10 protein-coding genes are annotated in these 14,254 nt (G+C 44.4%); 6 read left to right on the top strand and 4 right to left on the bottom strand.

Translation table 11 applies throughout. The features are described from left to right. Positions 1 to 44: 44 nt before the first annotated feature. The 3 genes from LX64_RS02625 (at position 45) to LX64_RS02615 (ending at position 6,030) form a co-directional block, all read left to right on the top strand. Positions 45 to 3,239, top strand: coding sequence for an efflux RND transporter permease subunit (locus LX64_RS02625; RefSeq protein WP_111596043.1), 3,195 nt, complete (start codon positions 45 to 47; stop codon positions 3,237 to 3,239). Positions 3,240 to 3,463: 224 nt separating this feature from the next. Further along, complete coding sequence (locus tag LX64_RS02620; protein WP_111596042.1) at positions 3,464 to 4,801, top strand: ATP-binding protein; 1,338 nt, start codon at positions 3,464 to 3,466, stop codon at positions 4,799 to 4,801. A 2-nt stretch (positions 4,802 to 4,803) separates the two neighbouring features. Further along, positions 4,804 to 6,030: a tetratricopeptide repeat protein gene (locus tag LX64_RS02615; RefSeq protein ID WP_111596041.1), complete on the top strand. Its 1,227-nt coding sequence runs from the start codon at positions 4,804 to 4,806 to the stop codon at positions 6,028 to 6,030. Positions 6,031 to 6,107: 77 nt separating this feature from the next. Here the strand turns inward: LX64_RS02615 and pgl are convergent, their stop codons facing one another. The 4 genes from pgl to LX64_RS02595 all read right to left on the bottom strand — a co-directional run bounded on the left by pgl (position 6,108) and on the right by LX64_RS02595 (position 10,991). Next, positions 6,108 to 6,833 (bottom strand): 6-phosphogluconolactonase, encoded by a 726-nt coding sequence (gene pgl, locus LX64_RS02610; protein ID WP_111596040.1) that lies wholly within the window; start codon positions 6,831 to 6,833, stop codon positions 6,108 to 6,110. A gap of 11 nt (positions 6,834 to 6,844) precedes the next feature. After that, positions 6,845 to 8,356 carry a glucose-6-phosphate dehydrogenase gene (gene zwf, locus LX64_RS02605; protein WP_111596039.1) on the bottom strand — a complete coding sequence of 504 codons (1,512 nt, stop codon included), beginning with the start codon at positions 8,354 to 8,356 and terminating at the stop codon, positions 6,845 to 6,847. A 21-nt stretch (positions 8,357 to 8,377) separates the two neighbouring features. After that, on the bottom strand, positions 8,378 to 9,793 hold the full coding sequence (gene gndA, locus LX64_RS02600; RefSeq protein ID WP_111596038.1) for an NADP-dependent phosphogluconate dehydrogenase: 1,416 nt from the start codon (positions 9,791 to 9,793) through the stop codon (positions 8,378 to 8,380). 247 nt (positions 9,794 to 10,040) lie between these two features. Further along, a complete protein-coding gene (locus LX64_RS02595; protein ID WP_158538506.1) occupies positions 10,041 to 10,991 on the bottom strand; it encodes an NADP-dependent oxidoreductase in 951 nt (316 codons plus the stop codon). Positions 10,992 to 11,255: 264 nt separating this feature from the next. Between LX64_RS02595 and LX64_RS02590 the strand changes: the two genes are divergently transcribed. Genes LX64_RS02590 through LX64_RS02580 form a run of 3 tightly spaced genes read left to right on the top strand, consistent with a single transcriptional unit; the run spans position 11,256 to position 13,898 of the window. Next, complete coding sequence (locus tag LX64_RS02590) at positions 11,256 to 12,260, top strand: hypothetical protein (protein ID WP_111596036.1); 1,005 nt, start codon at positions 11,256 to 11,258, stop codon at positions 12,258 to 12,260. A 29-nt stretch (positions 12,261 to 12,289) separates the two neighbouring features. Then, positions 12,290 to 12,940, top strand: coding sequence for a nicotinamide riboside transporter PnuC (gene pnuC, locus LX64_RS02585; protein ID WP_111596035.1), 651 nt, complete (start codon positions 12,290 to 12,292; stop codon positions 12,938 to 12,940). Beyond that, positions 12,915 to 13,898, top strand: a complete 984-nt coding sequence (locus LX64_RS02580) for an AAA family ATPase (protein ID WP_111596034.1) — start codon at positions 12,915 to 12,917, stop codon at positions 13,896 to 13,898. The genes pnuC and LX64_RS02580 overlap by 26 nt, the downstream gene beginning before the upstream one ends. Positions 13,899 to 14,254: the final 356 nt, after the last annotated feature.

The following is a 14,254-nucleotide window of genomic DNA, read 5'->3' as shown; positions in this document are numbered from 1 at the left end:
CTGGATCAAGGAATGGTTATTATACACTTAGTAGTAGTTACAACATGATATCCAAAACATTCATAGAAAGAAAGAATACAACGATAGTGATCGCGATCTTGCTCACGATTGTAGGTGGTATTTGCATGGTGAACTTACCCATTGCGCAGTTACCCGATATCGCGCCACCCGTTGTAGAAGTACGTTCCAACTATATTGGTGCCAACTCTACCACGGTAGAAGAAACGGTTACTACCCCCATTGAAAACCAGGTGAATGGTACTCCCGGCGCCATGTATATACAATCTGTAAGTGCGAACGATGGCTCCATGAGTATTACCGTTACGTTCGATTTAGGAGTAGATGCCGATATTGCCACCCTCGACGTACAAAACCGCGTAAACTTCGCCTTGCCGAGCGTACCCGATGATGTGCGTAGAACAGGTGTAACCACTAAAAAACGTTCGAATGATATGTTGATGGTGGTAGCCTTAAAATCGCCTAACGGCACCCACGATAGGGCATTCCTCGACAACTACATCAATATCTATATTAAACCCGAATTAGCACGTATCTACGGTGTAGGCGATGTGAACGCCTTCTCCCAAGATTACAGTATGCGTATTTGGTTAAACCCCGATAAAATGGCAGCCCTGGGTATTACTACTAACCAAGTGGCCGCTGCTATTACGGAACAAAACAGGCAAGTTCCTGCAGGTATTATTGGTGCACCACCTGCTAATAGGAACCAGGCTTTCGAGTACAACGTGAAAGTGAAAGGTCGCCTTGTTACAGCCGAAGAATTTGAGAACATCATCATAGCCTCTAACCCGCAAAACGGTGCCATCGTTCGTTTGAAAGACATTGCCCGTTCGCAGTTAGGTTCCTTCTCTTACGCCGTTAACATTGCGGCCGATGGCAAACCAGGTTCTGGTTGTGCTATTTACTTAGCACCGGGTGCAAACGCATTGAATGTGAACGATGATGTGGAAGCTAAAATGCAAGAGCTGGCCAAATCGTTCCCTTCAGATGTGGAATGGATTGTACCTTTTGAAACAACTTCTTTCGTTAAAATTTCCATTAAAGAGGTAATTGAAACCTTCGTAGAGGCTTTGATTCTCGTAGTAATCGTGGTGTTTATTTTCTTACAGAACTGGCGCACTACCTTGGTACCGGTGTTGGTAATTCCCGTGTCGATTATCGGCACGTTTATTTTCTTCCAGCTGCTTGGGTTCTCGATTAACACGCTCACCTTATTTGGTTTCGTATTGGCCATTGGTATCGTGGTGGATGATGCCATTGTGGTGGTGGAAGCGGTGCAGCACCATATTGATTTCGATAAAATGACGCCCTTACAGGCTACTTATAAAGCCATGAGCGAGGTACAGGCACCGGTAATTGCCATTGCCCTGATCTTAGCAGCGGTATTCGTACCCGTAGCATTTATTCCAGGGGTGAGTGGGCGACTGTACCAACAGTTTGCCTTAACCATTGCGTTCTCGGTATTGCTCTCGGCCTTCTTGGCATTAACGCTTACACCAGCGTTGTGTGCTATGTTATTGAAACCGGCACATTTGAGTAAAAAATCAACAGGTATTAACAAGTTCTTCTACAAGTTCAACAAATGGTTCGGGAATGTAACCGACAGGTATGGTAAAGGGGTAAGTGTAGCGATTCACAAATCGGGGTTTGTATTGATCTTGTTAATGATACTTTTCTTCGTAACGGGATTCTTATTCAAAACAACACCTACCACCTTTATTCCGCAAGAGGATATGGGTTCGATGTACTTAGCCTTGGAATTACCCGATGCATCGAGTACACAAAGAACTTTACAAATAACCGAACAGGTAAATAAAATATTGGCCAATGACAGTGCCGTACAACACTTCATGGGTATTACAGGTATTAACTTCATTGCGAATGCCATTAAACCTAACTCCGCTACTTACTTCTTACAATTGAAACCGTGGGACGAGCGCTATAAGCGGGGCGACGATATTAACAAAGTGCAAGCAAGGGTACAACGCGCTTTAGCGCAGTTTACCGAAGCTACCGCCATTGTTATTCCCGCACCTACCTTACGGGGCTTGGGTACATCGGCCGGTTTCTCCTTTATCTTGGAACAGAAATCTGGTAACGATGTGAACCAATTCAACCAAGTATTAGGGCAATTCCTTATGGAAGCCAATAAGCGACCGGAAATTATGCGGGCATATGCCTTCTTCTCGGCTACTACACCGGAAATTAATGTGACGGTAGACCGCGACAAGTGTAAACAAATGGGTGTATCAGTAGGCGATGTATTCACCACGTTACAAACCTATTTAGGTGGCTTGTACGTGAATGACTTCACCCGGTTCAGCAGGAGTTTCCGCGTAGTATTACAAGCAGATACTTCCTTCCGGGCGAACATCAATGCCTTGAATACTTTCTATGTAAAAAACCAAAACGGCGAAATGGTACCGTTAAGTGCTGTAGTAACCCATCAAACCGGGGTAGGCGCACCGGTATTGAACCACTTCAACTTGTACCGTTCTGTAGAAATTGATGGTGTAAACCAATACGGTTACAGCTCTGGCGATGCTATTAAAGCCTTGGAAGAAGTAGCGGCGCAAGTGTTGCCTTCGAACTTTGGGTACGACTGGGCCAATATCTCCAAGCAAGAGATTGAAGCCGGTAACAAAAGTACCATGATCTTCGGGTTATCTATCTTATTCGTATTCTTATTATTAACAGCTTTATATGAAAGTTGGTCGGTACCGTTCTCTGTATTATTAGCCGTTCCAATTGCCTTATTTGGTGCCATCCTTGCCTTGTTTTTAAGTAAGCAGGCGAACTCGGTATACTCGCAAATTGGGTTAATTACCTTAATTGGTTTGGCGGCGAAGAATGCGATCTTGATCGTAGAATTCGCCAAAGAGCGGGTAGATGCAGGTATCCCGTTAGTGAAGGCTACTTTGCAGGCGGTGAAATTACGTTTTAGGCCGATTTTGATGACATCCTTTGCATTCATCTTGGGCGTATTGCCGCTGGTATTTGCTGAAGGCGCTGGTGCAGCATCCCGTGTAAATATTGGCTGGACCGTAGTAGGTGGTATGTTAGCAGCCACCTTACTAGCGATTTTCACAGTGCCGGTTTTATATGTACTTATCACAAGGTTTGCCTATGGTAAAGCGAAACTCGCAGAACTCGAAGAAATGGGGCGGAAAAATCCTCCACCAGAAGATCATTTCGTGGAAGAAGGTGAAGAAGAGTAGCCATCTTCATTTGATTAGGAATTATTTTTTTAAAATGACACATGTAGAAGGGTAACATATCCTTCTACATGTTTCCCTCTCTCTCCCGCCAACCCCAAACCCGCACGCTGTTCCTGCCAACGGCGATAGGCCAACGCTCCCCTGGATTTTAACAATATATACCAAGCATTTTAGTAGGAAAACCTGTATTATTACACTTCGACAAATCATATAAAAAATCCGGCATGTCTACAGAAGTGATCAAACAATTGCAGGAAGCGGTGGCGGTATCGCCTAATAATGTGCCGTTACGCTTGCATTTGGCCCAGGTGTTATTACAAGAGCATGAATTTATTTTCGCGGAAGAGCAGTACAGGAAAGTATTAGAGCTAGACGCCAAAAATGAAACAGCCCAGTTGGGTCTTGCCCGCACGTTTTACCAACAACAAAAATATTCCGTTGCCATTGTTGTATTAGAACAATTGGAACAACAAAATCCCGATCATTTCGACGCTCTTTTATTGCATTGCAGGATACTCGTAAAAGAGAATTCTATGCAGGAAGCACGCGATGTGTATCAACATTTACTCAGCCTCAACCCAGGCTTCCGTGATGAAGTACTCGATACACACTTCCGGGTATCGCAACAAGGTCAAAACGCGTCTTTACAAGACGACGATGACGACGAAGATGAATTCTCTACCAACACCTCCCCTTTTATGTTGGAGAAACCTGACATGAACTTCGCCGATGTTGGTGGTATGGAGCGTGAGAAGCAGGAAATTGACTTGAAGATTATCAAGCCTTTACAATTCCCCGAACTCTACAAAGCTTACGGCAAACGTGCCGGTGGCGGTATTTTACTGTATGGCCCTCCAGGTTGTGGTAAAACTTACTTAGCCCGTGCTACTGCAGGCCAGATTAATGCAGAGTTTATTAACGTGGGAATACACGATGTATTGGATATGTGGATGGGGAATTCTGAAAAGAACCTCCATGCATTATTTGAACTGGCCCGTGCCAGCAAGCCTTGTGTATTGTTCTTTGATGAAGTAGATGCTTTAGGAGCGAATCGTAACACGATGCGCAATAATGGTAGCAACCTTATCAACCAGTTCTTATCGGAAATGGATGGTATTAATGCCAACAATGAAAACATCCTCATTATGGGTGCAACAAATGCACCTTGGAACCTCGACCCTGCCTTCCGAAGACCGGGCCGTTTCGACCGCATTATATTCGTAGAACCACCTGCACAAAAAGGCAGGGAAGAAATTTTAAAGATTCATTTGAAAGGCAAGCCTGTTGAAGGCATTGATTATAGCGCTATTGCAAAAGTAACTGAAGGCTATAGCGGGGCCGATTTAAAAGCCATTATCGATATTGCCATCGAAGAGAAGTTATTAGAAGCCTTACAATCGGGCACGCCATCCCCTATTACTCAAAAAGAACTCGTTAAGGCCACTAAAACCCACCGTGCTACTACGCGCGAATGGTTTAATACCGCCCGCAATTACGCGATGTACTCCAATGAATCGGGTATATACGACGATGTGCTGAAATACTTAAACATTAAGAAATAATCATGGCCGAACAACTGAATAGGGCTTGGTTCTTTATACAACATCAACGTTACCAAGATGCGATTACAACGCTACAGCACTTCTTGGGCGAATATGCCAACAATAGTGATGCGTTGTACTTACTCGCCATTTGTTACATGGAGCTGGAGCAAACCCAAAAGGCAGCAAGCATCGTAGATGCGGCCCTCGCTAATGATGCGGGCGATCCTCGTTTCCATTACATGAAATCGCGGGTACTCATCGAAGAAAGAAAGTACGATCAAGCATTCACCTTCATTGAGAATGCTGTTAGTATCGACCCATACGATGCCAGCTACTTCGCTACATGGAGCCGGATCTTCCTCATTAAAAAGAAATTCAAGGAAGCCGTGGCTAAAGCAGAAGAAGGTTTAGCGATTGATCCCGAAAATGAAAGCTGCCTCAACCTACGCTCACATGCTCTTTACTATTTAAACGATAAAGAAGCCGCATTTGCCGGCTTGCATGAAGCGTTGGAACATAACCCAGAAAACGTGTATACACACACAAATTTGGGCTGGAAACACCTTGAAAATGGAGATAAAGCCAAAGCCCTCGAACACTTCCGGGAGGCTTTGCGTAAAGATCCTACTTTCGAATGGGCGCGCAGCGGGATGGCACAAGCCATGAAATCGAAATATTGGCTCTACAAACTGTATTTGAAATACATGTTCTTCATGAGTAAACAAACCGGTAAAATGCAATGGATCATTATTGCCGGGATATTCATACTAGGACAAGTGTTAAGTAACGTTTCAGATGTTTTATTCTACATACTGGCTACGTTTGTTGTAGGTACCTGGATTGTAACGCCACTTAGTAACCTGCTCTTACGCATAAACCCGTATGGCCGTTATTTACTAACTGCGCAAGAGAAAAAGACCTCTAACCATATTGCCCTGCTTTTTGGGTTAAGTGCAACTACCGGCTTAGCATATTTGGCCTTGCCCACAGTAGCAGGCTTATTGGGTATTTGCATTTATGCCGCTATTATGGTTATTCCCATTGCTACAATGAACTTACCCGAACTGCCTAAAAACGTACGTATTTTGCGGTTATTCACAGCCGGCTTAGGTGCCATGGCTTTGTATGCCATTGGTACTGCTTTCTTTCAAAACACGATTGAAAGCTTTGCCTTTTTCTTCCCGATGATCGGGGTGTTTGCGTATCAATCTACCGCTAACTTCCTCATGATGCGGGAAAACTCGTAGTCATCATTCATTCCAACATAAAAAAAGACGCTCCGGTACAGAGCGTCTTTTTTATTATTCAATAACATTAATAGCTATTAACGATCCAAGGCTCCTGCCGCTGCCTCATCCACGAACCAATGTAACTCTCCATTTTCGGGTTTAATCACTTGGCTTGGGTAAACATCGGGATTGTATACGCCTTCTATAACGCTTTTCAAAGTAAGGGCTTTTCCTTCGCCTGTAGCCAAGAACACGATACAGCTAGCCAAGTTCACAACTGGCGCTGTTAACGTAATACGGTACATATCCTGTGCATCCAAGAAGAAGGCGCTCGCCCATTTCTTGTTTTCGTGCACGATGGGTAAGCCTGGGAAAAGTGACAAGGTATGTCCATCGTCGCCCATACCTAAGAGTACGAGATCGAAGGTGTTTTCTTGTCCTTTGAAATAACGGTGCAAGGTAGCTTCGTATTCTTTTGCTGACTGTTCCGGTTCACGGTCGGTTAACATGGGGTGAATGTTTTCCGGGTTTACTGGAACGTGGTTCAACAATACATCGAATGCCATGCGGGCGTTGTTGCGGCTATCTTCATACGGAACGGCTCTTTCGTCGCCCCAGAAGAAGTGCAATTTCTCCCACTCAATCATTTGATTATACGGTGCTTTCGCGAGCAGGGCATACAAGGCTTTCGGGGTATTACCGCCAGAAAGCACGAATGTAAAGCGCTCTTGCGTTTGCAATTTACTTTGAATGTAATTGCTCAACCATGCCGCTAAGTTTTCGCTTAGTTGGTGGGTATCTTTTGCAACGTGTAATTCCATTGTTCTAGTTTTTATCCTCTCGGTGTAGGAATGTTGATCCAAGCATGTCCGTCGCGGGCAATCAATGCTTCTGCATCTTCAGGGCCCCAAGAACCTGGTGCGTAATTCGGGAAGTCTTGCGGACCGCGTTGGTTCCATACTTCCAAAATAGGCATGATTACTTTCCATGCTGCTTCCACTTGGTCGGCACGCATGAACAAAGTCGCATCACCTTCCATTACATCCAATAACAATGTTTCGTAAGCTTCCGGTGTATGATCATCGTAGGCTTCATCGTAGTTGAAGGTCATGTTCACAGGATCTAACGTCATATTCTGACCAGGGCGTTTTGCTTGGAAACGGATACGGATATCCATTTCTGGTTGAATACTAATGGTTAACCTGTTCGGGCGCCAAGTTTCTGCCGATTCTGTTGGAAATGCATAATGTGGTGCCGGGCGGAATTGCAACGTAATATGGGTGGCTTTATCGTGCATGAATTTACCGGTTCTGATATAGAACGGTACACCTTGCCAACGCCAGTTGTCGATATAGAACTTCACAGCGGCGTATGTTTCCACTTCAGATTTAGGATCAACACCTTTTTCTTCGCGGTAACCTACTACTTGTGAACCTTTCATCCAACCGGGGCCATATTGACCGCGAACAGCGTACTCGTGTACTTCTTCTTTCGGAATACGGCGGATAGCATTCAGCACATCTACTTTCTTATTACGGATTTCGTTGGCATCGAAGGAAACAGGTGCTTCCATACCAATCATACAGATTAACTGCAGGATGTGGTTTTGCACCATGTCGCGCAATGCACCGGAGTGTTCGTAGTAACCACCACGACCTTCCAAGCCTACGCTTTCAGCCGCTGTAATTTGTACGTGCTCGATGAAGTTGCGGTTCCATACCGGTTCAAACAAAGCATTTGCGAAGCGCAAAGCCAAGATATTTTGAACGGTTTCTTTACCGAGGTAGTGATCGATGCGGAAGATTTGCTCTTCAGCAAACATTTGACCCAGCAAAGTATTCAGCTCTTGTGCAGACGCTAAATCGTGACCGAATGGTTTCTCTACTACAATGCGGGTAGCACGTTTGTCTTTGCAAAGATTCAAAGCCCCTAATTTAGGCGCAATGATAGGAACGAGTTGTGGCGCTACAGCTAAGTAGAAAATCACGTTCGGGTGTACGCCCCATTCCTCTTCCTTCTTCTTCACCAAGGCAGCAATACTATCGTAATTCGCATCATTCTCAGCATCCAACTGCAAGTAATTCACATGTTGGAAGAACTCTTCCAAGTGCGAATCGCCGCCGTCGTTTTCACGCGAAAACTTCTTAATACCATCTACCAATCTCACACGGTAATCCTCGTCGGTGTAGTTGGTACGACCGATACCCGCGATGGCAAATTGTTCGGGCATCCAATCGTCTAAGAATAAATTGTAGAGCGCTGGTGTCAGCTTTCTCAAGTTCAAGTCGCCACTGCCTCCAAAAATAAACAAGATGGAAGCCGGTGGACGTTTATGATGTAACATGATCAGGTGTATGTTGTTCGATTAGTATGTGTTCCACTCGGTATGGAAAGTACCGGGCATATCAGTTCTTTTGTAAGTATGCGCGCCGAAATAATCGCGTTGCGCTTGTACCAAGTTCGTGCTCATGCGTTCGCTACGGTACGCATCAAAGTATGATAATGCCGCCATGAAACCCGGAGCTGCAATACCTGCAGTAGCTGCGTAAGCTACGGTGTTGCGGGTACCCGCTGTTTTATCGTTCACAATTGCCGCGATATCTGCATCTTGCAAGATGTTTGGCAATGTAGGGTTAGCGGTATATGCTTTGAAGAATACTTCTAACAAGGTAGAACGGATAATACAACCACCTCTCCACACACGTACTACTTCCGGCATAGCGATGTCCATACCTAATTCTTTCGAAGCGGTTTGGAGCATGGCTAAACCTTGTGCATAGCTCATGAGGGTAGCGAATTGTAAAGCGTTGCCTACTTCTTCGATAAAGGCTGCTGTGTTAGCAACGGCTGCTGGTTCTACGCTTGGGTATAATGTAGCGGCGGATGCGCGCTCTGCTTTTAAAGAAGAGATGTTTCTACCGGCAACGGCTGCATCAATTACAGTAACAGGGATGGGTAAATCGAGGGCATCTTGTGATGTCCACTTACCTGTACCTTTTGCACCGGCTTGGTCGTCGATATAGTCTAATAAGCGGCCACCTGTTTTCTCGTCCGGCATCAAGAAAATATCTTTCGTGATTTCCATTAAGAAAGAAGGCTGCTCGTTATTCCACTTCGCAAATACTTCGTGCAATTGGTCGTTATTCAACTTCGCGCCATGTTTCAATAACACGTACGCTTCGCTCAACAACTGCATAATACCGTACTCGATACCATTGTGTACCATTTTCACGAAATGCCCTGCGCCGCCTTTACCGAGGTAAGCTACGCAAGGAGAGTCGCCCACTTTTGCAGCGATCGATTCTAAGATCGGCTTCAAAATTTCGTAGGCTTCTACGTCGCCGCCTGGCATAATGCTAGGGCCGGTACGTGCACCTTTTTCGCCACCGGAAATACCGACGCCGATAAAATGGATGCCTTTTTCTTTTAATGTATTCACGCGGCGGAGGGTGTCGGTATAGTGGGTATTACCACCATCCATTACAACATCGCCGGGTTCGAGAAGGGGGATAAGAGATTCGATAACGTCATCTACCGGTTTTCCCGCCGGTACAAGCATCATCAATTTGCGTGGGCGCTTGAGGGATTGCACCATTTGCGAAAGTTCATTAACGCCTTTAACGGTTGTGCCTGGAGTAGCGGCATTTTCTGTTGCCTGCGTTTTTTCGCTGTCTTTATCGAAACCGATAACTGAAAACCCGTGATCGGCGACGTTGAGCAATAGGTTTCTACCCATTACACCAAGCCCGATCATGCCAAAATCGTATAAGCTGTTTGCCATAATTTAAATGTGAATCACAACCATAAAGTGTAGACCATTACACTAAGATGGAACAAAATTAGGCATTTTAGTGAAAGGAGAAGGTACCGAATGCCATGAAGGTGTCATTTACCCCCGGGGTAACCACAAGGAAACGAGTTAAAACACGCGACCATGAACGGTTTCAGCAAAGCACACTAAAATTAAATTTATCGCCGTGGGCTGTTACTGGAAAAAATAGGAAAATAACAACGATTCCCCCATCTTTTTACATTCCAATTTCAATCACGGTTTTTCCCTTCGCTTTCCCACTTTTACTGAGGGCAATGGCTTCGGGTACTTCGTTGAGTGAAATCACAGTGCCTACAGGCACTTCCAGTAGTTGCTGATCCACCAAAGAACTCAATTTATCGAGTGCCGCCACGCTGCCCTTGGTTTCAAAATTGCCACCTTTCAGTCCTTTTGCACGCAAGGCTTCTTCATTGGCCACAAATACGGTGGTTAAGGCCGTACCGCCGGGCTTCACTTGTCCACTCATTTTATCGAAATCGTCTGCATTACTCACCAAGTCGATGAGGCCATCGACACCTTTCGGGTGTTTGCCTTGCAATTGGGGTATAACAGGGGCCTTTGTATGATCGATGATTTCAGAGGCTCCCAATGCTTTCATGCGGGCTTCGTTAGCGGGGCTTGCTGTAGCAATCACGTAGATGCCGCGGAGCGCTGCTAAGGTAGTAGCAAAGCTTCCCACGCCGCCGGTAGCGCCGTTAATGAGCAGGGTTTCCCCTTTTTGTAAGTTCAGGGTATCGAGTAATTGGTAGGCCGTCATCCCGCTGGTAGGAATGGCAGCGGCGGTTGTTAAAGGCACACTATTCGGTGCAATGGCAATGTTAATTTTTTCGGGCACTACAATATATTCGGCATAGGAACCCTCGCCGATAGGTGCATGGATAAACTGGCCATATACTTTATCGCCCACCTTAAAACGCGTAACGCCTTCGCCAATTTCCGCTACTACACCGGCACCGTCTACACCCATAATAAGCGGGAAAACGTGCTTCATATGGTCTTTCATGATACCATCGGTCAATTTCCAATCGTACGGGTTAAGGCCTGCGGCCGCCATTTTGACTAATACCGTACCTGGTTTTACAGCCGGTTTCGGCAAGTCCATGAGTTGGGGAGATTCATTAAAGGCAGTAACAGCTATTGCTTTCATGGTTTTAACATTTGAATGGTGTGTTTGCATTCCCTAACGGAGTAGGTTAAACGAATATACGCAATACCGGGGTACTAACCTGTATGTTTTTGTTGTAGATATAAAACAAAACAGGCCATTGTATCAGCCCCAATATATACGCTTGTATTAGTATAGCACTATATATAGTACCGCCTGGTGTTATGAAAATTAATAACGATTTCCTGAGGGTCATGTTGAATACTATATTTTTATAATATATCTTTATAAAAAGATCCACTCCCGATGCAACCTATGAAAACCGGCCTCTTGTTCGGCTTATTGTGCATACAAGCATGTTGCTTGTTTGCCCAGTACAAACCCGATTGGCAAAGCTTACAATTAACCGGCAACGTGGCCCATATTGAAGAACGCCTATATCAAAAACCCACGGGGAAACCGGAATTCGACGAGGATGATGCCGGCTTTCAACTGTGCCAAATCGGCCATGTAGATTACGACTTCAACGAAGCAGGATTAGCCATATCCCGAACATTCTGGAACTACGATGGAGAGGAGTTTATATTCCCGCAAAAATGGGCGTATACTTACCAACAAGTAGATACCTTGTTCTTAAAATCACTTTCCACCACCGAAGGCAAAACCTATGAATACTACTATAATGAAGAAGCCTTGCTTGTAAAAGAGTTTTATTACGAACATGCAGCCCTCCGCCAAGCCGACTATTACATGTATTCTACCGAAAACCAACTGGTACAAAAGCTTACACAGAACTACACCAACAACAAGTTATCTAAAAACATTACCACGAAATACACGTACGATAAATGGGGCATGCTCCGCGAAAAATCCAATACCGAAAACAAATACGTGTACCGCTACGATGCTAATAAAAAGCTGGTAGAGGAAGAGAATTACCTGCACAAAAAACTTGATTTAAAAATTACATACAACTACAATGCGCAGGGATTATTACGGGAGAAAAACAACTTAAGTGCCGACAATTACGTGCAAGAGTATCAAACATTTGTATACAACACGAATGGCAAAGAAACTTTGAATGTATTGTACCAATTGCTCGACCGGATGCCTGTAGATGAAATTCACCAAGAAACCACTTACGATGCATCTGGCAAAGTAGCTACTACCAAAGAGATGCGTAAATCGGATCATCAAATCCTCCACCGCACAGCATATTTCTACGACACGCAAGGTAACTGGGTGAAGAAATTGAGTTATGATGGGAACAACGTTATCAACATGGCATTGCGGAAAATTGAGTACTATTGATGTACATTTGACGCCATAAAAGAAATTACGTGCACTTTTTTGATATAGAGAATATACTCGTTACCGTGTTCGGGTATCCATTGAGTTATGTAGAATGCATTGGCACCATCATGGGTTTATTCGCCGTGTGGTTTGCAGCGAAACAGCATATTATTACATGGCCCGCCAGCTTAATAAATGTTACCTGTTTCTTTGCTGTATTCTACCAAGTACAGTTGTATTCCGATATGTTTTTGCAAGTTTACTTCTTCGGCATTAGTGTGTATGGTTGGGTGATTTGGAAAATGCAAAAGCAAGAAGGAAAACCTATACAACGACTCAGCAACAAACAACGTATACAAATACTTATTTGGATAGCCGCACTAACAGGCATATTCGGGTATTTCATTCAGCACTTGCACGATTATTTCCCTTCGGTATTCCAGCACCCGGCGGCCTTCCCGTATGTAGATTCGTTTATAGCTGTGGCCAGCATATTTGCCAATACGTTATTGGCACGTAGGATATTCGAGAATTGGGTATTGTGGATTGTGATAGATGCCATTTGTATTTTCGTTTACGCGTTGAAGCATATTTTATTTATATCGTTCGAGTACTTTATATTTTTCTTTATGGCATCGTATGGTTTGTATGAATGGGTTAAAATAATGAAAGATGAAAAAAGGCTTAGTACTCGGTAAGTTTTACCCTTTACATACAGGACACCTCGCTTTAATTAACCATGCTTTGTGGTTGTGTGATGAATTGTATATACTTATTTGCGCGTCGAACAAAGAAACGATACCCGGTGCTATTCGCCTACAATGGATCAAAGATAGTTTCCCGAATCAACCGTTTATAAAGCCTATTCTATTCGAATACAACGAAGCCGATTTACCGAATACATCGGTATCGGACGAAGGCGTATCGAAGGTTTGGTCGGAGGTGATTGCTACATTGGTGCCACCGATAGATGTGTTTGTAGCAAGTGAACCCTATGCAGTTTTTGTAGCGGCGCATTTACATTGTGCGTACGAGTTATTTGATGTACCGCGGGAACAATACCCAATTGCAGCGAGCGACATTCGTAAGCAACCATTGCAGCATTGGGGTTTTATAGCACCTGTTGCGCGTTCCTACTTTACCAAGAAAATCTGTTTATACGGTACCGAATCTACAGGCAAATCTACCCTTACGCAATTACTTGCCGAGCACTACCAAACGGCCTATGTACCAGAAATGGCCCGCGAGGTAATTGAGCATACGGATGAAGTACAGCCAGCACACCTGCAAGAGATTGCCACGCTACATGCTTATACGATTGTAGAGAAATTACCCACTGCTCATAAATTGTTGTTCATCGATACCGATGTAAACATTACCCGTTCTTACAGCGAGTTCCTGTTTCAACAACCGTTACAAGTAGCGCATTGGATAACAGCGGCCAATAAGATGGATTTGTACTTGTTTTTGGAGAATGATGCGCCGTATATTCAAGACGGTACGCGTTTAGACCGGGAGCGCCGGGATGCGCTTCATCTCTTCCACGAACAGCAGCTTTTAGCTTCCCAGGTTCCGTTTGTACGTATTAGCGGTACTTGGGATGAAAGATTACAACAAGCCATTACTGCCGTTGATGCGTTCCTTTCCACACAATAAGGGCAATGCTTACTACACATCAACAAATAGCCAAGGAAAAGCTTACTTTATGGAATTCATGGGCAACTGCGGTCAATACACTACCGAGCCTTTGAAAAGCCTTTGACTTCCCTTTGAGAATAACTACTAGGTATATCCTGGATATATCCTACATATATGGGAAATATATCTCCCCCCAGTAAAGAAGCGGTTTTACCATTAAAACAACATTAAACTAACATTAGGAGATATTATTTCATAAGGGTTTCAGCCGTATAGCCCGCTAGAACCCTCGCTGGTTCTACCTCTATTTTCTTCACTGCACGCACACTTCAAACGAAGTGTCCCACACCCCTACTTTCACTTCAGATCATTAC

Source organism: Chitinophaga skermanii (assembly GCF_003259335.1).
GTDB lineage: Bacteria > Bacteroidota > Bacteroidia > Chitinophagales > Chitinophagaceae > Chitinophaga > Chitinophaga skermanii.
The sequence above is the reverse complement of the archived record's forward strand: the minus strand, read 5'-3'. Positions and strand labels throughout refer to the sequence as shown.

What these genes read in the sequence shown, in the direction of transcription:
- LX64_RS02625 (WP_111596043.1), top strand. Translation starts at nt 45, where the DNA reads ATGATATCCAAAACATTCATAGAAAGAAAGAATACAACGATAGTGATC.
- LX64_RS02620 (WP_111596042.1), top strand. Translation starts at nt 3,464, where the DNA reads ATGTCTACAGAAGTGATCAAACAATTGCAGGAAGCGGTGGCGGTATCG.
- LX64_RS02615 (WP_111596041.1), top strand. Translation starts at nt 4,804, where the DNA reads ATGGCCGAACAACTGAATAGGGCTTGGTTCTTTATACAACATCAACGT.
- pgl (WP_111596040.1), bottom strand. Translation starts at nt 6,833, where the DNA reads ATGGAATTACACGTTGCAAAAGATACCCACCAACTAAGCGAAAACTTA.
- zwf (WP_111596039.1), bottom strand. Translation starts at nt 8,356, where the DNA reads ATGTTACATCATAAACGTCCACCGGCTTCCATCTTGTTTATTTTTGGA.
- gndA (WP_111596038.1), bottom strand. Translation starts at nt 9,793, where the DNA reads ATGGCAAACAGCTTATACGATTTTGGCATGATCGGGCTTGGTGTAATG.
- LX64_RS02595 (WP_158538506.1), bottom strand. Translation starts at nt 10,991, where the DNA reads ATGAAAGCAATAGCTGTTACTGCCTTTAATGAATCTCCCCAACTCATG.
- LX64_RS02590 (WP_111596036.1), top strand. Translation starts at nt 11,256, where the DNA reads ATGCAACCTATGAAAACCGGCCTCTTGTTCGGCTTATTGTGCATACAA.
- LX64_RS02580 (WP_111596034.1), top strand. Translation starts at nt 12,915, where the DNA reads ATGAAAAAAGGCTTAGTACTCGGTAAGTTTTACCCTTTACATACAGGA.